Here is a 22,595-nt window from a genome sequence, read left to right as displayed (position 1 = left end):
GGCGTCGGCCACGTCCAGGATGTCATAGCCGCGGTAGTGCAGGTCGTTGCCGGTACGGCCGACCGTGCACAGGGCGGTGTTGCCGGCGGTCACGCCCGACAGGGCAACGGACTTCTTGGGCTTCGGCCCGGTCGGTTGCGGGGTTTCAGCGGGTGCGCTGTTCTTTGCTGCGGACATCCTGTTCTCCTGTGGTCTTGGTATTTGCCGGATGCTGTGCGGGCGCGGGCCAGGCCGCGGGCTAGTCGAAGAACAACTCGGCCACGTTGCCCGGCAGCGGCGTGCCCGTCGCATGAGCGCGCTGCAGCAGCGACCAGTAGTACCGGTAGCTGGCGCGGTCATGCAGTTGCCCGTCGTGCCGGATCGGGGCCCAGTTGTTCTCGTGGGCGGCCAGCAGGATCTGGCTGGCCGCGCCGATTTCCTCGATGCCGGGCCGGAACGCGGCGACGATCGGCTCGATCTGGCCCGGGTGGATGCTCCACTTGCGCAGGTAGCCGAACTCTGAGCGCGCGCGCAGCGCGTCATCGCCCGCGTGCTGCGGTGCCTGGACATCGGTGCTGACATTGTGCGAAGGCACCTTGCCGTGACGGTGGCAGGCGGCCGATATCTCCAGCATGGCCCGGCGGATCAGGGGGTGCTCGAACTGCTGCGGCGAGCGCATGGCTTCGCCCGGAATCGCGCCGTGGTGGGCCGAGACGAAATCCATCAGGCCGAAGCTCAGGCATTCGACCTGCACCAGCGAGGCAATGTCGAAGGCCTGTTCGAGCGCGGCATGCGTCTCGACCAGCACATGAATCGGGATGTGGCGTGCAATGCCTGCCGCGCGCGCCACCTGGTTGACATGATCGGTCACCCGGGCCACTTCGACGACATCGGTGACCTTGGGCACGACCACGTAGGCCAGGCGGGCACCGGCCGCGCGCACAAGCACGTCGACATCCTGCTTCCAGCATGGGTGCGCCGGATCGTGGATGCGCACGCCCACGCGGTTGTGGGCGTTGAGCGGACTATTGACGAGGCTGGCGCAGAGTTCGGCGTGCTCGCGCTCAAGCCCGACGGCGGCGCCGTCTTCGCAGTCGAAGGTGATATCGAAGACGGGACCAAGCTCTTGCTGCAGCGCCAGCGACTTGAGCATCAGCTTTTCGCTGCCTGCGTAGTGGTCGCAGACCGGCAGCTGGATGGGGATGGCTTCGCCCTGGAACAAGACCTCGGATGGGTGCACTTGGAGACTGGTCAGAAGAAAGGGTTGGTGGGCAGGGGCCCAAGAAAAAAACCGGAGCCCGCGCCGATTCTTGAATCGTTGCGGTGCTCCGGTTTCCTAGCGGACAGGATCCGAGGATCAGCCGAGCAGATGCTGCACGCCGGCCTTTTCTTCTTCCAGTTCGTTCAGGGTGATGTTGATCTTTTCCTGGCTGTAGGCGTCGATCTCCAGGCCCTTGACGATTTCGTACTTGCCGTTGGCGCAGGTCACGGGGTAGCCGAACATGGTGTCGGCCGGGATGCCGTATTCGCCGTTCGACGGGATGCCCATGGTGACGACCTTGCCGTTGGTGCCCAGCACCCAGTCATGCACGTGGTCGATGGCGGCGTTGGCGGCCGAGGCAGCCGACGACAGGCCACGCGCCTCGATGATGGCGGCGCCGCGCTTGCCGACGGTCGGCAGGAACACGTCGTTGTTCCAGACCGGATCGTTGATCATGTCCTTGACGCTTTTGCCGTCGACGGTCGCGTAGCGGTAGTCGGCGTACATGGTCGGGCTGTGGTTGCCCCACACGAACATCTTCTCGATCGACGACACCGGCTTGCCGGTCTTGGCGGCGATCTGCGACAGGGCACGGTTGTGGTCCAGGCGCAGCATGGCGGTGAAGTTCTCGCGCGGCAGGCTCGGGGCCGACTTCATGGCGATGTAGGCGTTGGTGTTGGCCGGGTTGCCGACCACCAGCACCTTGACGTTGCGGCTGGCGACTTCGTCCAGTGCCTTGCCCTGCACCGTGAAGATCTGGGCGTTGGCTTCGAGCAGGTCCTTGCGCTCCATGCCCTTGCTGCGGGGACGTGCGCCCACCAGCAGGGCGACGTCGGCGTCCTTGAAAGCGACCTTCGGGTCATCGGTGATCACCACGCCAGCCAGCAGCGGGAAGGCGCAGTCTTCCAGTTCCATCACCACGCCCTTGACGGCCGCCTGGGCCTGGGGCAGGTCGAGCAGTTGGAGGATGACCGGCTGGTCTTTGCCCAGCATATCGCCGTTGGCGATGCGGAACAGCAGGGAGTAGCCGATCTGGCCAGCGGCGCCGGTCACTGCGACGCGCATTGGGGCTTTAGCCATGAGTAAATCTCCAAACGAAAAGATGGGGGAAACCGGTGGGTGGCGCGCCGCGTAGGGGGAGGCTCGTCACCACGTGCTGGTTGTCGCCACAGCGGGGAGCGGCAGTCCGCCGGAACCAGGTGGCGGGGCCACGGGCGGAACCGGTGAGGAGAAGCCGCAACGGGTCATGGTGAGGCAACGAAGCGTAAGTCTACTGCGAAGCGGGGCGCATTAGCCAGTTTGGCGCATCAGCCGATTGGGGGCGGCTTTCATGCCTCTGTCACGCGCGCCGCCGGCGTGGACCAGCGCGAGTGTAGGTCGGGGTTCCGGTGATTGTCAATTCATATGTCTTATATAAGACATAAGACATTTAACGTCGAGCTGGACGGGGCTCGCCCTTTTGTGGTGAAATCCCGCTATGTCCTCCCTGCCTACGTCCCTGACCGGCGCCTCCGTACCCGGAGCGCAGGATTCTGGTGCTGCCAATACCGGCGCCGGGACGCAGTCGCCGTCATCTTCATCGCCTTCCCAGCAGCCACAGGCTCCCTCCGTTGCCCACGCCGTGCCGTCGCCCACCTTCAGTCCGCTCTACCAGCAGATCAAGGCCCTGATCACGCGCAGCCTGCAGTCGGGCGAGTGGAAGCCAGGCGAAATGATACCCAGCGAAATGGAGCTGGCCTCGCGCTACAAGGTCAGCCAGGGCACCGTGCGCAAGGCCATCGATGAGCTTGCCGCCGAGAACCTGGTGGCGCGCCGGCAGGGCAAGGGTACCTTCGTCACCACCCACCACGAAGACGTGGTCAAATTTCGCTTCCTGCGGCTGGTGCCGGACGAGGGAGAGCCGCATTATGGCGCCAGTCGCGTGCTCGAGTGCAAGCGGCTGCGTGCGCCCGCCGAGATCGCGCGCCTGCTCGACATCCGCACCGGCGACAGCGTCGTGCAGATCCGCCGCGTGCTGACATTCTCCGCCGAGTCGACCGTGCTCGACGAGATCTGGCTGCTCGGCGCCAACTTCAAGGGGCTCACGGCGGAAAAGCTGACCGAGTGGAAGGGCCCCATGTATGCGTTGTTCGAGGCCGAATTCGGCACCCGCATGATTCGGGCCTCTGAGAAGATTCGTGCGGTGGCTGCCGATGAGACGGCTGCCACCTTGTTGTCCGTCCCGTTGGGGTCGCCGTTGCTGTCGGTCGAACGCGTGTCCTACACGTATGGCGATCGTCCTGTCGAAGTGCGGCGCGGCCTGTATGTGACCACGCGCCACTATTACCAGAATGATCTGAGCTGAATATCGCGGGCACCGTGCGGCTCGGCGCCTGGATTATTGCAATATTCGTCATGATGGTTGCGGCTATTGCGAGATGCGGATGGTTTTGACGCATCCGGAAGTGCTGTGTGCGATTGTCGGGCGCCGCGTGTCGGGGCCTGATAGCTGAAAATTATTGGTGCGGCGCGCAACAAAGGCGCTAAAATCTCATGGATTTGCCCCAATGCATTCCTTTGCATGCAGGGGCAATGGCAGTTTCGTTTTTTGTTTACCGCAAAATGGGGTCTCGCATGGCTGAAGCCGTCAAACAAGCCAGGCCGGAGTTCCGGAATATCGGTATCTCGCAGATCGCGAAATACCGGTTGCCCTGGGCCGGCAAGGTATCCATCCTGCATCGCGTAAGCGGTGCCTTGATGTTCCTCCTCCTTCCCTTCGTTCTGTACCTGTTTGAGCAGAGCATTACCTCCGAACTGAGCTTCGCAAAGTTCTCGGCACTGTTGTCCGGTGGCTTCGTCAAGCTGGTTGTGCTGGCCCTGATCTGGGGTTATCTGCATCACTTCTGCGCTGGTATCCGCTTCCTGCTGCTGGATGTGCACGTTGGTGTCACCAAGCCCGCTTCGGCTAAGTCTGCCATCGGCGTGCTGGTTGTCAGCCTGCTGCTTACCCTGATTTTCGGCCTGAAGCTGTACGGCCTGTTCTGAGGAGAATCAAGGTGGCAAACAATAATATCGGTCCCAAGCGTCTTGTCGTCGGTGCCCACTACGGCCTGAAAGACTGGCTCGCGCAACGCGTCACGGCCTGCATCATGGTGGTCTTCACCGTGGTCCTGGCCATTGCTTTCCTGCTGTCGAACGGCGCTTCGTACGAAGCGTGGGCAGGGCTCTTCGCCAACCAGTGGATGAAGATCATCACGTTCCTGACCATCCTGTCGCTGCTGTATCACGCCTGGATCGGCGTACGCGACATCTGGATGGACTATGTGAAGCCGATGGCAGTGCGCCTCGTGCTGCAAGTTCTTACGATTCTGTGGCTCGTCGGTTGTGCGGGCTACGCTGCTCAGATTCTCTGGAGGGTGTAATAAATGGTCGCAGTCAAGACTGGATTGCCGCGTCGCCGCTTTGACGTGGTCATCGTCGGTGCTGGCGGCGCCGGGATGCGCGCATCCCTCCAGCTCGCGGAAGCCGGCCTGAACGTCGCCGTGCTGTCCAAGGTGTTCCCGACCCGCTCGCACACGGTGGCGGCGCAGGGCGGTATCGGTGCTTCGCTGGGCAACATGAGCGAAGACAACTGGCACTATCACTTCTACGACACCATCAAGGGCTCGGACTGGCTGGGCGACCAGGACGCCATCGAGTTCATGTGCCGTGAAGCCCCGAAGGTCGTGTACGAGCTCGAGCACTTCGGCATGCCGTTCGACCGCAACCCGGACGGCACCATCTACCAGCGTCCGTTCGGCGGCCACACCGCCAACTACGGCGAGAAGCCCGTGCAGCGTGCCTGCGCCGCGGCCGACCGTACCGGCCACGCGCTGCTGCACACGCTGTACCAGCGCAACGTGCGCGCCAAGACCCACTTCTTCGTCGAGTGGATGGCGCTGGACCTGATCCGCGACCAGGACGGCGACGTGCTGGGCGTGACCGCGCTGGAAATGGAAACCGGCGAGGTCTACATCCTCGAAGCCAAGACCACGCTGTTCGCGACCGGCGGTGCCGGCCGTATCTACGCGGCTTCCACCAACGCCTTCATCAACACCGGTGACGGCCTGGGCATGGCAGCGCGCGCAGGCGTGCCGCTGGAAGACATGGAGTTCTGGCAGTTCCACCCGACCGGCGTGGCCGGCGCGGGCGTGCTGATCACCGAAGGCGTGCGCGGCGAAGGCGGTATCCTGCGCAACAAGGACGGCGAGCGCTTCATGGAGCGCTATGCCCCGACGCTGAAGGACCTGGCGCCGCGCGACTTCGTCTCGCGCTCGATGGACCAGGAAATCAAGGAAGGCCGCGGCTGCGGCCCGAACGGCGACTACGTGCTGCTCGACCTGACCCACGTCGGTGCCGAGACCATCATGAAGCGCCTGCCGTCGATCCGCGAAATCGGCCTGAAGTTCGCCAACGTCGACGCGATCAAGGAACCGATCCCGGTGGTCCCGACCATCCACTACCAGATGGGCGGTATCCCGACCAACTATCACGGGCAGGTCGTGGTGCCGAAGAACGGCAACCCGAACGAAGTCCTGAACGGTTTCTACGCGATCGGCGAATGCTCGTGCGTGTCGGTGCACGGCGCCAACCGCCTGGGCACCAACTCGCTGCTCGACCTGGTGGTGTTCGGCCGCGCCGCCGGCAACCACATCATCGCGCAGAACCTGAAGCAGAAGGAGCACAAGCCGCTGCCGGCCGACGCCGCCGACCGCGCGCTGTCGCGCCTGGCCAAGCTGCAGGGCACGACCTCGGGCGAGTACACGCAGGACGTCGCCAACGACATCCGCAAGAACATGCAGTCGCATGCCGGCGTGTTCCGTACGCAGAAGCTGATGGACGAAGGCGTGGAGCGCATCCTGGAAGTGTCGGAGCGCGCCAACAACATCCACCTGAAGGACAAGTCCAAGGTCTTCAACACCGCGCTGGTGGAAGCCCTGGAAGTGGCCAACCTGGTGGAAGTGGCCAAGGCCACCATGATCTCGGCAGCCGCCCGCAAGGAATCGCGCGGTGCGCATGCGCACAGCGACTTCCCGAACCGCGACGACCAGAACTGGCTCAAGCACACGCTGTTCTACAGCGAAGGCAACCGCCTCGACTACAAGCCGGTGAAGATGGAGCCGCTGACGGTGGAAAGCGTTCCGCCGAAGGCCCGTACTTTCTGAGCACCGCATCGTAGAGAAAACAGGACCCACAGAAATGAAGCGTATTTTCGAAGTCTACCGCTACGATCCGGACAAGGACGCGGCACCTCGCATGCAGACCTACGAGGTCGAGCTCGACGGTCACGAGCGCATGCTGCTGGACGCGCTGGTCAAGCTCAAGAAGCTGGACGAAACCATCTCGTTCCGCCGCTCGTGCCGTGAAGGCGTGTGCGGTTCGGACGCGATGAACATCAACGGCAAGAACGGCCTGGCGTGCCTGACCAATATGCGCGAGCTGCCGGACCGCATCGTGCTGCGTCCGCTGCCTGGCCTGCCCGTCGTGCGCGACCTGATCGTCGACATGACGCAGTTCTTCAAGCAGTACAACTCGATCAAGCCGTTCCTGATCAACGACGAGCCGCCGCCCGAGAAAGAGCGCCTGCAGTCGCCTGAACAGCGTGACGAGCTCGACGGCCTGTACGAGTGCATTCTGTGCGCGAGCTGCTCGACGTCGTGCCCGTCGTTCTGGTGGAACCCGGACAAGTTCGTTGGCCCGGCCGGCCTGCTGCAGGCTTACCGCTTCATCGCGGACAGCCGCGACCAGGCCACCGGCGAGCGTCTGGACAACCTGAACGACCCGTACCGCCTGTTCCGTTGCCACAGCATCATGAACTGCGTCGACGTGTGCCCGAAGGGTCTGAACCCGACCAAGGCTATCGGCAAGATCAAAGAGTTGATGGTCCGCCGCGCGGTCTGATCCGGCGGAGTTTGCAGTAAAGAGCAGTCGTTGTAAGAGGCGCGTCAGCCTGAGCGGCTATATCAGGCGGGCGCGCCGAAAAGCAGGAAGCCATGACCGAGAGTCTCGCCACCAACTTCTCCCACCAGGCCGATCCACACAAACGCGCGCGTCTGCGCTGGCGTGCGCGCCGCGGCCTCCTGGAGAACGACATCATCGTCGAGCGATTCTTCAACCGTTACGAGGAGAGCCTGTCCGACGAGGATGTGGCTTCGCTGAGCACGCTGTTCGAACTCAGCGACAACGAGTTGATGGACCTGCTCCTTGCCCGCAAGGAGCTGGACGGTGAACTCGACACGCCCCCGATGCAGCGCATCATTGGCCTGCTGCGTTCGGTCTGAGTTTTTGGTCAATATTATTATTCACAGCATTTGAAGGATCCGACATGACGCCGTCCGATGTGAAAGCCACGCTATCGTTCTCCGATGGTTCCCCCAGCGTTGAGCTGCCGATCTACAAGGGCACCGTGGGCCCGGACGTGATCGACATTCGCAAGCTGTACGGCCAGACCGGCAAGTTCACCTACGACCCCGGTTTCATGTCGACGGCTTCGTGCAACTCGAAGATCACCTACATCGACGGTGACAAGGGCGAGCTGCTGTACCGCGGCTACCCGATCGAGCAGCTGGCGCAGAAGTGCGACCACCTCGAAACCTGCTACCTGCTGCTGAAGGGTGAACTGCCCAACGCCAAGCAGAAGGAGGAATTCACCGGCCACGTCATGAACCACACCATGGTTCATGAGCAGCTGCAGTTCTTCCTGCGCGGTTTCCGCCGCGATGCCCACCCGATGGCCGTGCTGACCGGCCTGGTGGGTGCCATGAGCGCGTTCTACCACGACGCGATGGACATCGATGATCCGCACCAGCGCGAGATCTCGGCCATCCGCCTGATCGCCAAGATGCCGACCATGGTGGCCATGGCGTACAAGTACAACATCGGCCAGCCGTACATCTATCCGCAGAACGACCTGTCCTACTCGGGCAACTTCCTGCGCATGCTGTTCGGCACGCCGTGCGCCCCGTACACCGTCAATCCGGTGCTCGAGCGCGCGCTGGACCGCATCTTCATCCTGCACGCCGACCACGAGCAGAACGCGTCGACCTCGACCGTGCGCCTGGCCGGTTCGTCGGGCACGAACCCGTTCGCAGCCATCGCCGCTGGCGTGGCCTGCCTGTGGGGTCCGGCTCACGGCGGCGCCAACGAAGCCGCGCTGAAGATGCTGGAAGAGATCGGCAGCGTCGACAACATCAACGAGTTCATCAAGCAGGTCAAGGACAAGAATTCGGGCGTGCGCCTGATGGGCTTTGGCCACCGCGTGTACAAGAACTACGATCCGCGCGCCAAGCTGATGCGCGAAACCTGCCATGAAGTGCTGGAAGAGCTGGGCCTGCACAACGACCCGCTGTTCAAGCTCGCCATGGAGCTGGAAAAGATCGCCCTGGAAGACGAGTACTTCGTCAGCCGCAAGCTGTACCCGAACGTCGACTTCTACTCGGGCATCGTCCAGCGCGCGCTGGGCATCCCGACGTCGCTGTTCACCTGCATCTTCGCGCTGGCTCGTACCCCGGGCTGGATCTCGCAGTGGGAAGAGATGATCACCGATCCGGAGTACAAGATCGGCCGTCCGCGCCAGCTGTTCAACGGCGCCGCTTCGCGCGACGTGCCGGACATGGCCAAGCGCTAAGCGCAGGCTTTTCCATCGGCTGCGCACTGCAGCAAACTCAGACGCCCCGGCCCGCCGGGGCGTTTGTCTTTCTGGTGCCATGCGTCTTGTGCGATGCAGCGCGGGCGACGGCAGGAAATTGCAGGCTAAGTGGTCAGAAGCGCAATTTGTGGAGAATTGTGTCGCGATCAGCCAATCAGGTTCCGCATTTATTGTGCGATTTTCGCATCCGGCAGGAGATTTGACCCTATAATGCGGGCTGCTCTGCCGATGGCAGCCGGGCCACCCTTCCGGCAAGCCGTGCGGCAAGCGGGGCAGGCGACAGCGCTTGCGCAATAGAGAACGCATTAAACGTTGTCTTTCCGAACCATGCTCCCCTGATCCCATCCGGGGGCTGACACATGCCGGGCCCCGCATTCGCTGTCTTCTTGCCGGACCCGACTACCGCGTCTCGGGCCTAGTTTCTCTGTCGTCCGCGGGTGTAGTTCGATTGCGCAGGTCATGCCGTTCTGCCCGTATGACCACAATACCAATCGAGGAGCTCCTGATGACGCTTTCCCGCCTTACGTCCATTTCGCTGGCCGCCGTGCTGGCTACCCTTGGCGCTGCCGCCAACGCCGAAACCGTGAAGATCGCCATTGCCGGCCCGATGAGCGGCTCGGTGGCCCAGTATGGCGACATGGTCAAGGCCGGTGCGCTGACCGCGATCGAGCAGATCAATGCCGCTGGCGGCGCCGGTGGCAACAAGTTCGAAGCGGTGCTGATGGACGACGCCTGCGAGCCGAAGCAGGCCGTGGCAGTGGCCAACAAGATCGTCAGCCAGGGCATCAAGTATGTGATTGGCCATGTATGCTCGGGCTCGACCATCCCTGCTTCGGACATCTACGAGAACGAAGGCATCGTGATGGTCACGCCGTCGGCCACGGCGCCGCAGCTGACCGAAGCCAAGAAGCGCAAGTTCATCTTCCGCACCATCGGCCGCGACGACCAGCAAGGTCCCGCTGCAGCCCAGTACATCATCGGCAAGGTCAGGCCGAAGAAGGTTGCCGTGCTGCACGACAAGCAGTCGTACGGCCAGGGCATCGCCACCTCGGTGAAGAAGGACCTGGAAGCCGCCAAGATTCCGGTGGCCGTGTTTGAAGGCATCAACGCCGGCGATTCGGACTACTCCGCCGTCATCACCAAGCTCAAGTCGCAAGGCGTGGACTTCATCTACTTCGGCGGCTACCACCCGGAAATGGGCCTGCTGATGCGCCAGGCACGCGAGCAGGGTGTGAAGGCCACCTTCATGGGCCCCGAGGGCGTGGGCAACAAGGACGTGACCGCGATTGCCGGCCCGGCCTCCGAAGGCATGCTGGTGACGCTGCCGGCCGACTTCTCGGCCGACCCGGCCAACGCCGGCCTGGTGAAGACGTTCGCCGACAAGAAGCGTGACGCCAACGGTCCGTTCCAGATGCCGTCCTACGCCGCCGTCAAGATCATCGGCGACGCCATCGCCGGCGCCAAGAGCACCGATCCCACCAAGGTCGCGGCGTACATGCACAAAAACGCCTTCCAGACCCCGATCGGCAAGGTCGAGTACGACGACAAGGGCGACCTGAAGTCCTTCAAGTTCGTGGTCTACACCTGGCACAAGGACGCCAGCAAGACCGCCGCCAACTGATCCTGGCATTTCGTCCGCAGCCATCCCGCGCCCCCATAAGGGGCGGCGGGATGGTTTGCTATCGGGCTTCGGCACGGGCTTCAATCCGGGCTTCGATTTCCTGAGGCTTCTCCCATGAACGAATTTCTTCCACAGTTCACCCAGCAGCTGGTCAACGGCCTGACGCTGGGTGCGATCTATGCGCTGATCGCCATCGGCTACACGATGGTCTACGGCATCATCGGCATGATCAATTTCGCCCACGGCGAGATCTACATGATCGGCGCCTACGTGGGCCTGGTCACGCTGACCGCCATCGGCGTGCAGGCCGGCTATCCCTTGCCGCTCGTGCTCGGCGCCGCGCTGCTGCTGTCCGTCGCGATCACCGGCTGCTATGGCTTCGCGGTCGAGCGCGTGGCGTATCGCCCCTTGCGTGGCGGGCCGCGGCTGGTGCCGCTGATCTCGGCCATCGGCATGTCGATCTTCCTGCAGAACTACGTGCAGATCGGGCAGGGCGCACGCGACGTGTCCGTGCCGATCCTGATCTCGGGCGCCATCGAATTCCAGATGGGCGGCGACTTCACCGTCACCGTGCCGTATTCCCGCTTGCTGATCGTCGGCGTGACGCTGGCGCTGATGATCGCGCTGACACTCTTCATCGGCCATTCGCGCATGGGCCGCGCCTGCCGCGCATGTGCTGAGGACATGCGCATGGCCAACCTGCTCGGCATCGACACCAACCGCGTGATCTCGTTCACGTTCGTGCTGGGCGCCATGCTGGCCGCGGTCGGCGGCGTGCTGATCGGGCTGACCATCGGCAAGCTCAATCCGTTCATCGGCTTCATCGCCGGCATCAAGGCGTTCACCGCCGCGGTGCTCGGCGGCATCGGCAGCATCCCGGGCGCAATGCTCGGCGGCGTGCTGCTGGGCCTGGCCGAAACCTTTGCCTCCGGCTACATGCCGGCCGAATACAAGGACGTGGTGGCATTCAGCCTGCTGGTGCTGGTGCTGCTGTTCCGCCCGACCGGCCTGCTCGGCAAGCCGGACGTGGAAAAGGTCTGAGGGAAAACGCGACATGACAAACCAGACTTCTGCAATGCCCGCCGCAATCGCAATGCCTGCCGGGCAGTCCCTGAAAAATGCGGTGACGGCCGCCGTGATGACGGCCATCCTGACCATTCCCGTACTTGGCCTGCAGCTCAAGCTGGACGGCTACAAGGTCGTGCTGGAGCCGCACTGGCGGCCGGTGTGGATCGCCGTGGCGGCGGTCTTCCTGTTCCAGCTGTTCAAGCCGCTGCTGTCGCGCGCCGGCAGCGCCGTGCGCATGCCGGTCATGCCGCAGCTCGGCGTGGGCCAGCAACGCGCGGCGGTGTGGGTGCTGCTGGCCGTCGGGCTGGTGTGGCCGTTCTTCGGCTCGCGCGGCGCGGTGGACGTGGCCACGCTCGCGCTGATCTACGTGATCCTGGGGCTGGGCCTGAACATCGTGGTCGGCTTTGCCGGCCTGCTCGACCTGGGCTACGTGGGCTTCTACGCGGTGGGCGGCTACACCTACGCGATGCTGAACCAGTACTTCGGGCTCGGCTTCTGGGAATGCCTGCCGATCGCAGCCGCAATGTCGGCCACCTTCGGCTTCCTGCTTGGCTTCCCCGTGCTGCGCCTGCGCGGCGACTACCTCGCCATTGTGACCCTCGGCTTCGGCGAGATCATCCGCCTGCTCGCGCGCAACCTGACCGAGTACACCGGCGGCCCCGACGGCATCTCCGGCATTCCGAAGCCGACGGTGTTCGGCTTCGAGATGGCGCGCAGCGCGACCGTGGAAGGCGCGCGCACGTTCCATGAGCTGATCGGCCTGGATTACAAGGGCGAGCACATGGTGATCTTCCTGTACCTGCTCGCGTTGCTGCTGGTGGGCTTCACGCTGTTCGTCACCAGCCGCCTGATCCGGATGCCGATGGGCCGTGCGTGGGAAGCGCTGCGCGAGGACGAGATCGCCTGCCGTTCGCTGGGCCTGAACCCGACCCGCATCAAGCTGTCGGCGTTCACGCTGGGCGCGGCCTTCGCCGGCATCGGCGGCGCGTTCTTCGCGGCGCGCCAGGGGCTGGTCAACCCGGAATCGTTCACCTTCATCGAATCGGCGCTGGTGCTGGCCGTGGTGGTGCTGGGCGGCATGGGCTCGCAGCTGGGCGTGATCCTGGCGGCGATCCTGCTGACCGTGCTGCCCGAAGTGGCGCGCGGCTTTGCCGAGTACCGGATGCTGATATTCGGCCTGGTGATGGTGCTGATGATGATGTGGCGTCCGCAGGGCCTGCTGCCCGCGAGCCGTCCCCACGTGGAGTTGCCGCGATGAGTGCAAATGCGGAATTGCTGAAGGTCTCCGGCCTGCAGATGCGCTTCGGCGGCCTGCTGGCGGTGGATGGTATCGAATTCGACGTGAAGCGCGACGAGGTCTTCGCGATCATCGGCCCTAACGGCGCCGGCAAGACCACCGTGTTCAACTGCGTCGGCGGCTTCTACAAGCCGACCGCGGGCGAGGTCACGATGGACGGTCACGCCATCGCCGGCCTGCCGAGCCACATGGTCGCGCGCAAGGGCCTGGTGCGCACGTTCCAGAATATCCGCCTGTTCAAGAACCTGACCGTGGTCGAGAACCTGCTGGTGGCGCAACACCTGCAGGTGCAGTCCGGCATCCTGCGCGGGCTGTTCGCCACGCCGGCCTACCGCCGCGCCGAGCGCGAAGCGCTGCAGCGTGCCGCGCAATGGCTGGAACGCATGGGCCTGACCAAGGTAGCCAACCGCGAGGCGGGCACGCTCTCGTACGGCCACCAGCGCCGGCTGGAGATCGCGCGCTGCATGATCACCAGGCCGCGCCTGCTGATGCTCGACGAGCCGGCCGCTGGCCTCAACCCCCAGGAGAAGATCGAGCTGTCCCAGCTCATCGACCAGCTGCGCAAGGAGTTTGGCATTGCCGTGCTGCTGATCGAGCACGACATGAGCCTGGTGATGGGCGTGTCCGACCGCATCCTGGTGATGGAGCATGGCAAGCCGATCGTGATCGGCAAGCCCGAGCAAGTGCGCAATGACCCGCGCGTGATCAAGGCCTACCTGGGAGAGGACTGATGCTGAAGCTGGAACAGGTCCATACCCACTACGGCGCCATCGAGGCGCTGTCGGGCGTATCGATCGAAGTCAACAAGGGGGAGATCGTCACCCTGATCGGCAGCAACGGCGCCGGCAAGACGACGCTGATGATGACCGTGTGCGGCTCGCCGCGCGCCTCGAGCGGCCGAGTGCTGTTCGAGGGGAAGGACATCACCGGCCGCTCCACGCACGAGATCATGCGCATGGGCATGGCCATCTCGCCGGAAGGGCGGCGCGTATTCCCGAGCCTGACGGTGCTCGAGAACCTGAAGATGGGCGCCTTCTTCGGCAAGCGCGACGAGATCGAGGCGGGCATCGAGCACGTGTTCAAGCTGTTCCCACGGTTGAACCAGCGCTCGGGCCAGCGCGCCGGCACCATGTCGGGCGGCGAGCAGCAGATGCTGGCGATCGGCCGGGCGCTGATGAGCCGGCCGCGCCTGCTGCTGCTGGACGAGCCCACGCTAGGCCTCGCGCCGCTGATCATCGCGCAGATCTTCGACATCATCCGCACCATCCGTGAAGAAGGCGTCACGGTGTTCCTGGTCGAGCAGAACGCCAACAAGGCGCTGCAGGTGGCCGACCGGGGCTATGTGCTGGAAACCGGCAAGGTGGTGCTGGCGGACACCGGCGCCAACTTGCTGGCCAACGACCGGATCAAGGCCGCCTATCTCGGCGGCTGACCCTGCGCGCCGGCTCCCGCCGGGGCTGGCGCGACCTGCTTTCGCCATCCGCGAAAGCCCCCTTTCGCCAATCACGGCGCAGCGCAAGGCTGTGCCGGGGCCGGCCGGCGCCGGCCCCGTGGCATAATCGCTTGAGAAGTCAAGCATCGCAAAAAGCGCTCGCTTCGGACGGCTTCCGGCGTCATCATCGCCGTTGTCGTCACCGTGTCCTGCCCCGGCAACGAGGCGGCCGGACAACAAAGATCCCTGCAAACAACCTGCGCGGTACCGCGCCATTTCCACCGGAACTGGACGCCGGCCGCCCCCTGCATCATGGCCAAGACGCTCTACGACAAACTCTGGGATGACCACACCGTCCACGTCGAGGAAGACGGCACCACGCTGCTCTACATCGACCGCCACCTGCTGCATGAAGTCACCAGCCCGCAGGCGTTCGAAGGCCTGAAGATGGCGCAGCGCCCGGTGTGGCGCATCAGCGCCAACCTGGCGGTGTCGGACCACAATGTGCCGACCACGGATCGCACGCAGGGCATTGCCGACCCGGTGTCGAAGCTGCAGGTCGATACGCTGGACGCGAACTGCGACAGCTATGGCATCACCCAGTTCAAGATGAACGACCATCGCCAGGGCATCGTGCACGTGATCGGGCCGGAGCAGGGCGCCACGCTGCCGGGCATGACGGTGGTGTGCGGCGACTCGCATACCTCGACGCACGGCGCGTTCGGCGCCCTTGCACACGGCATCGGCACGTCGGAAGTCGAACACGTGCTGGCCACGCAGACGCTGCTGGGCAAGAAGGCGAAGAACATGCTGGTCAGCGTGGAAGGCAAGCTGCCGCGCGGCTGCACCGCCAAGGACATCGTGCTGGCGATCATCGGCAAGATCGGCACGGCCGGCGGCACCGGCTACACCATCGAATTCGCCGGCTCCGCGATCCGCGACCTGACCATGGAAGGCCGCATGACGGTCTGCAATATGGCCATCGAGGCGGGCGCGCGCGCGGGCCTGGTGGCGGTGGACAACGTCACGCTCGAATACGTGAAGGGCCGCCCGTACGCGCCGCAGGGCGTGGAGTGGGAGCAGGCCGTGGGCTACTGGCGCACGCTGCATTCGGACGCCGGCGCCAAGTTCGACCAGGTGGTGGAACTGCGTGCCGAAGAGATCCGCCCGCAGGTGACCTGGGGCACCTCGCCCGAGATGGTGGTCAGCATCGAAGACCGCGTGCCGGATCCGGAGAAGGAAAAGGACCCGACCAAGCGCAACGCCATGGAGCGCGCGCTCGAGTACATGAACCTGCAGCCCAACGTGCCGATGGAAAGCATCAACGTTGACAAGGTGTTCATCGGTTCCTGCACCAACAGCCGCATCGAGGACATGCGCGCCGCCGCGTGGGTGGTGCAGAAGCTGGGCCGCAAGGTCGCGTCCAACGTCAAGCTGGCGATGGTCGTGCCGGGCTCGGGCCTGGTCAAGGAACAGGCCGAGCGCGAAGGGCTGGACAAGGTCTTCAAGGCCGCGGGCTTCGAATGGCGCGAGCCGGGCTGCTCGATGTGCCTGGCCATGAATGCCGACCGCCTCGATCCGGGCGAGCGCTGCGCGTCCACGTCGAACCGCAACTTCGAGGGCCGGCAGGGCGCGGGTGGCCGCACCCACCTGGTGAGCCCGGCGATGGCCGCCGCGGCTGCCATCGAAGGCCATTTCGTCGACATCCGCAAGCTCGGCTGAGCGCAGCGCGACGATGAAACGGATCCTGATCGTGCTGCTGGCATGCCTGGGCATGCTGCAGCTTGCCGGCTGCAACACCATGGCCGGCCTTGGCAAGGACACGCAGGCCGCCGGCAGCTCGCTCGAGCGCGCGGCCAAGAAGTAAGGAAAGAGACATGGACAAGTTCACTGTACACAGCGGCCTCGTGGCACCTCTCGACCGCGAGAACGTCGACACCGACGCCATCATCCCGAAGCAGTTCCTGAAGTCGATCAAGCGCACCGGCTTCGGCCCGAACCTGTTCGACGAGTGGCGTTACAAGGATGTCGGCGAGCCCGGCATGGACAACAGCAAGCGTCCGCTGAACCCGGACTTCGTGCTGAACCAGCCACGCTACCAGGGCGCGTCGATCCTGCTGGCGCGCCGCAACTTCGGCTGCGGCAGCTCGCGCGAGCACGCGCCGTGGGCACTGACGCAATACGGCTTCCGCGCCGTGATCGCGCCGAGCTTTGCCGACATCTTCTTCAACAACTGCTACAAGAACGGGCTGCTGCCGGTGGTCCTGAGCGAACAGCAGGTCGAGCACCTGTTCAACGAGACCAACGCGTTCAACGGCTACAAGCTGACCATCGACCTGGACAAGCAGGCCGTGATCACGCCGTCAGGCCAGGGCTATGAATTCGACATTGCCCCGTTCCGCAAGTACTGCATGCTGAACGGCTTCGACGATATCGGCCTGACCCTGCGCCACGCCGACAAGATCAAGGCGTACGAGGCCGAACGCGTGGCGAAGATGCCGTGGCTGAACAACCGCCTGGTCGGCTGAGCGCGGAAGCAGACATCAAACGAGGAAAAACAGCATGAAGATCGCAGTCCTGCCGGGTGACGGCATCGGTCCGGAAATCGTTGCGGAGGCCGTCAAGGTCCTGAACGCGCTCGACGAGAAGTTCGAGATGGAAACCGCCCCGGTGGGCGGTGCCGGCTACGAGGCCGAAGGCCATCCGCTGCCGGAAAACACGCTGAAGCTCGCCAAGGAGGCCGACGCCATCCTGTTCGGCGCCGTGGGCGACTGGAAGTACGACAGCCTCGAGCGCGCGCTGCGCCCGGAGCAGGCCATCCTGGGCCTGCGCAAGCACCTGCAGCTGTTCGCCAACTTCCGCCCGGCCATCTGCTACCCGGAACTGACCGGCGCATCGAGCCTGAAGCCGGAACTGGTGGCGGGCCTCGACATCCTGATCGTGCGCGAGCTGAACGGCGATATCTACTTCGGCCAGCCGCGCGGCGTGCGCGAGGCGCCGGACGGCCTGTTCAAGGGCGCCCGCGAAGGCTTCGACACCATGCGCTACAGCGAGCCGGAAATCCGCCGCATCGCGCACGTGGCGTTCCAGGCCGCGGCCAAGCGCGGCAAGAAGCTGTGCAGCGTGGACAAGGCCAACGTGCTGGAGACCTTCCAGTTCTGGAAGGACATCATGATCGACGTCAGCAAGGAGTATCCGGACGTCGAGCTGTCGCACATGTATGTCGACAACGCCGCCATGCAGCTGGTCAAGGCGCCCAAGAGCTTCGACGTGATCGTCACCGGCAATATGTTCGGCGACATCCTGTCGGACGAGGCCGCCATGCTGACCGGCTCGATCGGCATGCTGCCGTCGGCGTCGCTCGATGCGAACAACAAGGGCCTGTATGAGCCGTCGCACGGCTCGGCGCCGGACATCGCCGGCAAGGGCGTGGCCAATCCGCTGGCGACGATCCTGTCGGCCGCCATGATGCTGCGGTACTCGCTGAACAGGGCCGAGCAGGCAGACCGCATCGAGAATGCCGTCAAGAAGGTGCTGGCCCAGGGCTATCGCACCGGCGACATCCTGACGCCGGGCTGCAAGCAGGTCGGCACGCGTGAAATGGGCGAGGCCGTGCTGGCCGCTCTGTAAGTCACAATCCGGGAAAGGCGCTGCGCGGCAGCGCCTTTTCTTTTATTTGTCCCCGATTTTCCACGCTGCGGCGGCGCCGCAAAATCGTGTAGACTCTGCGGATGGCCCGATTTTCCCAGTCCACCCTGACTGCTGTTGCTGCCCTGACCGCTACCCGCGGCCCGGTCGGCACGATTTCGCTCGGCCAGACCGCAACGACGATTAAAACGATTACCAAAACCGCGATCGCCTAGATCCGTTCGTCGTGCCTGCCCGTCTTCCCCGCGCAGCCACGCCGGGCGAGGAAAATGGCGGGGAAGTAAAAATCACATCCGAGGTAAATCATGATTGTAGGTCTCGTCGGTTGGCGGGGAATGGTCGGCAGCGTCCTGATGCAGCGCATGCAGGAAGAGCGTGATTTCGACCATATCGAGCCCGTCTTCTTCAGCACGTCCAACGCAGGCGGCAAGGCGCCCGCCATGGCCAAGAACGAAACCACGCTCAAGGATGCCAACGACATCGAGGCACTGAAGAAGTGCGACGTGGTGCTGACCGCCCAGGGCGGCGACTACACCAATGAAGTCTTCCCGAAGCTGCGCGCGGCTGGCTGGAAGGGCTACTGGATCGACGCGGCTTCGTCGCTGCGCATGAAGGACGATGCCATCATCGTGCTGGATCCGGTCAACCAGGGCGTGATCAAGGATGCCCTGTCCAAGGGCGTGAAGAATTTCATCGGCGGCAACTGCACGGTCAGCTGCATGCTGATGGGCCTCGGTGGCCTGTTCGAGGCTGACCTGATCGAGTGGATGACCTCGATGACCTACCAGGCCGCCTCGGGCGGCGGCGCGCAGCACATGCGCGAGCTGCTGACGCAGTTCGGCACGCTGAACGCGTCGGTCAAGCCGCTGCTGGACAATCCGGCCTCGGCCATCCTGGAAATCGACCGCCAGATCCTGGCGACCCAGCACGGCCTGTCTGCCGAAGAAACCAAGCAGTTCGGCGTGCCGCTGGCCGGCAACCTGATTCCCTGGATCGACAAGGACCTGGGCAACGGCCAGTCGCGCGAAGAATGGAAGGGCGGCGCCGAGACCAACAAGATCCTGGGCCGCGGCGAGGGCTTCCTGGGCGCGACCGGCGCCACGCCGATCGCCGTGGACGGCCTGTGCGTGCGTATTGGCGCGATGCGCTGCCATTCGCAAGCGCTGACCATCAAGCTGCGCAAGGATGTGCCGCTGGACGAGATCGAAGGCATGCTCGCCGCCCACAACCCGTGGGCCAAGGTTGTGCCGAACACCCGCGAGGCCAGCATGACCGACCTGACGCCGGCTGCCGTGACCGGTACGCTGAGCATTCCCGTCGGCCGCCTGCGCAAGATGCAGATGGGCGGCGAGTACCTGTCCGCGTTCACCGTGGGTGACCAGCTGCTGTGGGGCGCGGCCGAGCCGCTGCGCCGTATGCTGCGCATTTTGATCGAGTCCTGATCCCGACATTGAGCCGGCTGGAGCCTGGCGGCTTTCGTTGCAGCCAGGCAACAGAAACTACGGCTTTGCCTGCGACGCCGCGCCCATGCGCGGCGTTGTTACACCTGGGCGCCTATTTCTCCGGGCGATCAGTCACAATACGGCGGCATACGCCCGCTCGCCGACCTCGTCGGCTCGGGGGGTAATCCGGCAACGGGCACGCAAGAATGCACGCTAGCCGGGGTGAATGCTTTGGGGTCGGTTTCTATCGCTACTAAAACATAACGGAGCACAAGGTGAGTGTGAGTCAACATCGCCGGAAAGATGCGCCAACCGTCCGTCAGCGCTGGTCAACGCTGGCCGTCACGGCTATCGGCCTGCTGCTCGCGCAGCCGGCTGCTTACGCCGCGGGGTTCGGGCAATTGCGGGTACAGTCGAATCTGGGGCAGCCGCTGCAGGCCGAGATCGACATCAGCGGGGTGAGTGCAGAAGAGGCAGCCGGGCTCAGCGTCAAGCTGGCCTCCCCGGCGGCGTATGCCCGCGCGGGGCTGACCTATGCGCCGGCGGTGAGCAGCCTGCGGCTCGAGATCGAGCGCCGCCCCAATGGCAGCTACGTGGCCAAGGTCCGCTCGAGCCAGCCAATCAGCGAGCCGTTCGTCGACATCCTGGTCGACATGAGCTGGTCCAGCGGCAAGGTATCCCGCGCCTATACCTTCCTGCTTGACCCCGCCGGGGCCAAGCCTTCCAACCAGACTTTCTCGCCGACGACGGTGGTCCAGGCCGCGACGCCGGACGCATCGCCGGCTGCCGCACCCGCTCCCTCGCCGTTGCCGGAGCCTGCGCCGGCCGTCGCGCAGGGCACGCAGCCGGCTGCCCAGGCGCCGGCAAGGCCCGCGCGGCAGCCCGCCGCCCGCCGCGCGCAGGCAGCCCAGCCTGCCGCCGAGGGCGAGGCAGCGGCTAGCGGTGCCTATACGGTCAAGCGTGGCGATACGCTGTCGTCGATCGCCGGCGATGCCGTGATGGATCAGGAGGGCGTGTCGCTGGACCAGATGCTGGTCGCGCTCTACCGGAACAATCCCAATGCCTTCATTGGCGGCAACATCAATCGCCTGAAATCGGGCGCGGTGCTGCAGGTGCCTTCGCGACAGCAGGCGCAGTCCGTCGCGCCCAAGACGGCCCGCCGCGAAGTGGTCGCGCGTACGCAGGGGTTTGATGCGTACCGCAGCCGTCTGGCAGGTGCCGCCGCGGCCAAGTCGGTCGAGCCGGACAGCGGCCGCCAGCAGTCGGGGAATGTCACGGCGCGCGTGCAGGATCAGGCGGTGCCGGCCGCAGGCCCGCAGAACGAGCTCAAGCTGAGCAAGGCGGAGCGTGCGGGACAGGCCAACGCCGCGGCACAGGCCGAAGCCAGCGTCGCCCGCGAGCGGCAACTGAAGGAAGCCGAGGCGCGCCTGGCACAGCTCGAAAAGAACGTCGGTGATATGCAGAAGCTGATCGAGCTGAAGAACAGCGAGATCGCCAAGCTGACGCAGGCCAACCAGGCTGCGCTGGCGGACAAGGACAAGGCCGAGAAGGCAGCTGCCGACAAGGCCGCGAAGACCGAAGCCAAGGCGCCGACCCTGGTCGCGGCCGAGCCGCCGAAGGCGGACGCGCCGGCTGAAGCCGCGCGGGTCGCGCCAGCCGCGCCAGTGGCGCAGGCTGCTGCAGCCAGCGCCGCGGAAGCTCCGGCTGCGGTCCCGGCAGCCGCAGCGGCGGCCGCCGTTGTGCCTGGCGCGGCAGCCAGCGCCGCGCAGGCTGCGGCCCCGGCATCGGCCCCGGCCGTCAAGCGTCCGCCGGTGGTGGTGCAGGCGGCGCCCGCGCCCGAGCCATCATTCCTCGACGGGCTGCTGGCCAACCCCATGGTTCTGCCGGGCGGGGGCCTGCTGGTCGCGCTGCTGGGTGGTTACGTGATCTACCGCCGGCGCCAGCAGCAGAAGTCGGCCGACGGCGGTGCCTTTGGCGACAGCGTCCTGTCTCAGGAAAGCACCGTGATGGCGGGCGCCAATTCACTGTTCGGCGCCGCTGGCGGCCAGAGCGTGGATACCTCGCAGCACAGCGTGTTCGGTGCGGACTTCCGCATCGGCAACAATATGCCGGAAGCCAGCGAGGTCGACCCGATCGCCGAGGCGGAGGTCTATATCGCCTACGGGCGTGACGTGCAGGCGGAAGAAATCCTGCGTGAAGCGCTCGAGAAGGATCCGGAGCAGCAGCCGATCAGGCTCAAGCTCCTGGAGATTTACAGTAATCGTCAGGATGTGGAAGGTTTCCGCGTGATTGCAGAAGAGATGTTCGCCCAGACCGGCGGACAAGGCGCGGAATGGCTCAAGGCCGCGGAAATGGGGCGCGCACTCGATGCGGGCAATGCGTTGTTCCTGTCTGTGACGCCGGATACCAGTGGCGGCCCCGAAACGGCCACGGCGCCGGGCGATCAGTGGCGCACCCAGGATCCGTCGCACGACCCGGCCGCGCCGCGCCAGGCCGCGCTCGCCGATCTGGCCCTGCCGCTCGACGCCTTCCCGGCGCCGGCAGCCGGTGACCCGATCGTCGCGCCGGAATCGGCTGCGCTGGTATTCGGCGACACAGCTATTCACGCGGACGCGCAGCTTGACCCGGCCGCGAAGTTCGATGATGCGTTGGACCTGACCCTGCCGGTCACCGATGGCGACGCGCTGGCGGACGTGCCGCGCCTGGACACGCCGACGCGCTCGCGCGGGCTGGATTTCGACATGTCGGGCATCTCGCTCGACCTCAATGCCGGATCCGCGGCCGAGTCCTCGGTGCCGCTGCCGTCGCCGACCATGATCCGCGACGGCAAGCTGCCCGAGCCGATCGACCTGGCCGGCATCGGCGTCAGCGACAACGACCGGGGTGCCGACACCACGCCGGGCGTCTCGCCGAGCACGCTGTCGACGGACGGCATGGATGGCGGGCGCGACATGCAGATCAAGCTTGACCTGGCGCGCGCCTACATCGAAATCGGCGACAAGGAAGGCGCGCGCGAACTGCTGCAGGAGGTTGTGGAGCAGTCGCAGGACGCCCTGCAGGCGGAGGCACGTTCGCTGCTGCTCGAGGTAGCCTGAGTTATCATCGACGGTCCGGGCAGGCGGCACGCTTGCCGCGGTCCGAAGCGATGCGCCGGAAGCGTCCCTTCCGGCGCATTTGTTTT

At 64.9% G+C, this 22,595-nt stretch carries 20 protein-coding genes and 1 pseudogene; 18 read left to right on the top strand and 3 right to left on the bottom strand.

What is annotated here, in order from left to right; all coding sequences use genetic code 11:
• The 3 genes and pseudogenes from AC3FNH_RS23755 to AC3FNH_RS23745 all read right to left on the bottom strand — a co-directional run.
• A pseudogene (locus tag AC3FNH_RS23755) lies at nucleotides 1-177 on the bottom strand (2-methylcitrate synthase); the annotation flags it as partial.
• Nucleotides 178-238: 61 nt separating this feature from the next.
• Entirely contained in the window at nucleotides 239-1,219 is a 981-nt protein-coding gene (locus tag AC3FNH_RS23750) for an HpcH/HpaI aldolase/citrate lyase family protein (protein WP_276099857.1), read from the bottom strand.
• Nucleotides 1,220-1,336: 117 nt separating this feature from the next.
• Nucleotides 1,337-2,320, bottom strand: a complete 984-nt coding sequence (locus tag AC3FNH_RS23745) for a malate dehydrogenase (RefSeq protein WP_029049200.1) — start codon at nucleotides 2,318-2,320, stop codon at nucleotides 1,337-1,339.
• A gap of 397 nt (nucleotides 2,321-2,717) precedes the next feature.
• Between AC3FNH_RS23745 and AC3FNH_RS23740 the strand changes: the two genes are divergently transcribed.
• From AC3FNH_RS23740 to AC3FNH_RS23655, 18 genes are all read left to right on the top strand, one after another.
• Complete coding sequence (locus AC3FNH_RS23740; protein WP_488721766.1) at nucleotides 2,718-3,584, top strand: GntR family transcriptional regulator; 867 nt, start codon at nucleotides 2,718-2,720, stop codon at nucleotides 3,582-3,584.
• Nucleotides 3,585-3,853: 269 nt separating this feature from the next.
• On the top strand, nucleotides 3,854-4,264 hold the full coding sequence (sdhC, locus tag AC3FNH_RS23735) for a succinate dehydrogenase, cytochrome b556 subunit (RefSeq protein ID WP_276099860.1): 411 nt from the start codon (nucleotides 3,854-3,856) through the stop codon (nucleotides 4,262-4,264).
• Nucleotides 4,265-4,275: 11 nt separating this feature from the next.
• The gene (gene sdhD, locus AC3FNH_RS23730) at nucleotides 4,276-4,641 is read left to right on the top strand and encodes a succinate dehydrogenase, hydrophobic membrane anchor protein (protein WP_276099861.1); all 366 of its coding nucleotides are present in this window, start codon (nucleotides 4,276-4,278) and stop codon (nucleotides 4,639-4,641) included.
• A gap of 3 nt (nucleotides 4,642-4,644) precedes the next feature.
• Nucleotides 4,645-6,423, top strand: a complete 1,779-nt coding sequence (gene sdhA / locus AC3FNH_RS23725; protein WP_276099862.1) for a succinate dehydrogenase flavoprotein subunit — start codon at nucleotides 4,645-4,647, stop codon at nucleotides 6,421-6,423.
• A gap of 34 nt (nucleotides 6,424-6,457) precedes the next feature.
• Nucleotides 6,458-7,159 (top strand): succinate dehydrogenase iron-sulfur subunit, encoded by a 702-nt coding sequence (locus AC3FNH_RS23720; protein WP_211948961.1) that lies wholly within the window; start codon nucleotides 6,458-6,460, stop codon nucleotides 7,157-7,159.
• Nucleotides 7,160-7,251: 92 nt separating this feature from the next.
• A complete protein-coding gene (locus AC3FNH_RS23715; protein WP_276099863.1) occupies nucleotides 7,252-7,539 on the top strand; it encodes an FAD assembly factor SdhE in 288 nt (95 codons plus the stop codon).
• Between the two features lie 44 nt (nucleotides 7,540-7,583).
• Nucleotides 7,584-8,885 carry a citrate synthase gene (gltA, locus tag AC3FNH_RS23710; RefSeq protein ID WP_276099864.1) on the top strand — a complete coding sequence of 434 codons (1,302 nt, stop codon included), beginning with the start codon at nucleotides 7,584-7,586 and terminating at the stop codon, nucleotides 8,883-8,885.
• 526 nt (nucleotides 8,886-9,411) lie between these two features.
• Nucleotides 9,412-10,527 carry a branched-chain amino acid ABC transporter substrate-binding protein gene (locus tag AC3FNH_RS23705; protein WP_488721765.1) on the top strand — a complete coding sequence of 372 codons (1,116 nt, stop codon included), beginning with the start codon at nucleotides 9,412-9,414 and terminating at the stop codon, nucleotides 10,525-10,527.
• A gap of 114 nt (nucleotides 10,528-10,641) precedes the next feature.
• On the top strand, nucleotides 10,642-11,568 hold the full coding sequence (gene livH / locus AC3FNH_RS23700; RefSeq protein WP_276099866.1) for a high-affinity branched-chain amino acid ABC transporter permease LivH: 927 nt from the start codon (nucleotides 10,642-10,644) through the stop codon (nucleotides 11,566-11,568).
• Between the two features lie 13 nt (nucleotides 11,569-11,581).
• Nucleotides 11,582-12,853, top strand: coding sequence for a high-affinity branched-chain amino acid ABC transporter permease LivM (locus tag AC3FNH_RS23695; RefSeq protein WP_488721764.1), 1,272 nt, complete (start codon nucleotides 11,582-11,584; stop codon nucleotides 12,851-12,853).
• Complete coding sequence (gene livG / locus AC3FNH_RS23690) at nucleotides 12,850-13,623, top strand: high-affinity branched-chain amino acid ABC transporter ATP-binding protein LivG (RefSeq protein WP_276099868.1); 774 nt, start codon at nucleotides 12,850-12,852, stop codon at nucleotides 13,621-13,623. The genes AC3FNH_RS23695 and livG overlap by 4 nt, the downstream gene beginning before the upstream one ends.
• Complete coding sequence (locus tag AC3FNH_RS23685; protein ID WP_488721763.1) at nucleotides 13,623-14,324, top strand: ABC transporter ATP-binding protein; 702 nt, start codon at nucleotides 13,623-13,625, stop codon at nucleotides 14,322-14,324. The genes livG and AC3FNH_RS23685 overlap by 1 nt, the downstream gene beginning before the upstream one ends.
• 312 nt (nucleotides 14,325-14,636) lie before the next feature.
• Nucleotides 14,637-16,046 (top strand): 3-isopropylmalate dehydratase large subunit, encoded by a 1,410-nt coding sequence (gene leuC, locus AC3FNH_RS23680; protein ID WP_276099870.1) that lies wholly within the window; start codon nucleotides 14,637-14,639, stop codon nucleotides 16,044-16,046.
• A 13-nt stretch (nucleotides 16,047-16,059) separates the two neighbouring features.
• Nucleotides 16,060-16,191, top strand: coding sequence for an entericidin A/B family lipoprotein (locus AC3FNH_RS23675; protein WP_276099871.1), 132 nt, complete (start codon nucleotides 16,060-16,062; stop codon nucleotides 16,189-16,191).
• Between the two features lie 10 nt (nucleotides 16,192-16,201).
• Entirely contained in the window at nucleotides 16,202-16,852 is a 651-nt protein-coding gene (leuD, locus tag AC3FNH_RS23670) for a 3-isopropylmalate dehydratase small subunit (RefSeq protein ID WP_276099872.1), read from the top strand.
• A 34-nt stretch (nucleotides 16,853-16,886) separates the two neighbouring features.
• Nucleotides 16,887-17,954 carry a 3-isopropylmalate dehydrogenase gene (gene leuB / locus AC3FNH_RS23665; RefSeq protein ID WP_276099873.1) on the top strand — a complete coding sequence of 356 codons (1,068 nt, stop codon included), beginning with the start codon at nucleotides 16,887-16,889 and terminating at the stop codon, nucleotides 17,952-17,954.
• Nucleotides 17,955-18,277: 323 nt separating this feature from the next.
• Complete coding sequence (gene asd / locus AC3FNH_RS23660; protein ID WP_488721762.1) at nucleotides 18,278-19,414, top strand: aspartate-semialdehyde dehydrogenase; 1,137 nt, start codon at nucleotides 18,278-18,280, stop codon at nucleotides 19,412-19,414.
• A 275-nt stretch (nucleotides 19,415-19,689) separates the two neighbouring features.
• Nucleotides 19,690-22,509, top strand: a complete 2,820-nt coding sequence (locus AC3FNH_RS23655) for a motility hub landmark protein FimV (protein WP_488721761.1) — start codon at nucleotides 19,690-19,692, stop codon at nucleotides 22,507-22,509.
• Nucleotides 22,510-22,595: the final 86 nt, after the last annotated feature.

It is taken from the genome of Cupriavidus sp. 22TCCZM01-5 (assembly GCF_057798915.1).
Note: the sequence above shows the minus strand (reverse complement) of the source record. Positions and strands in the feature narration are given on the sequence as shown.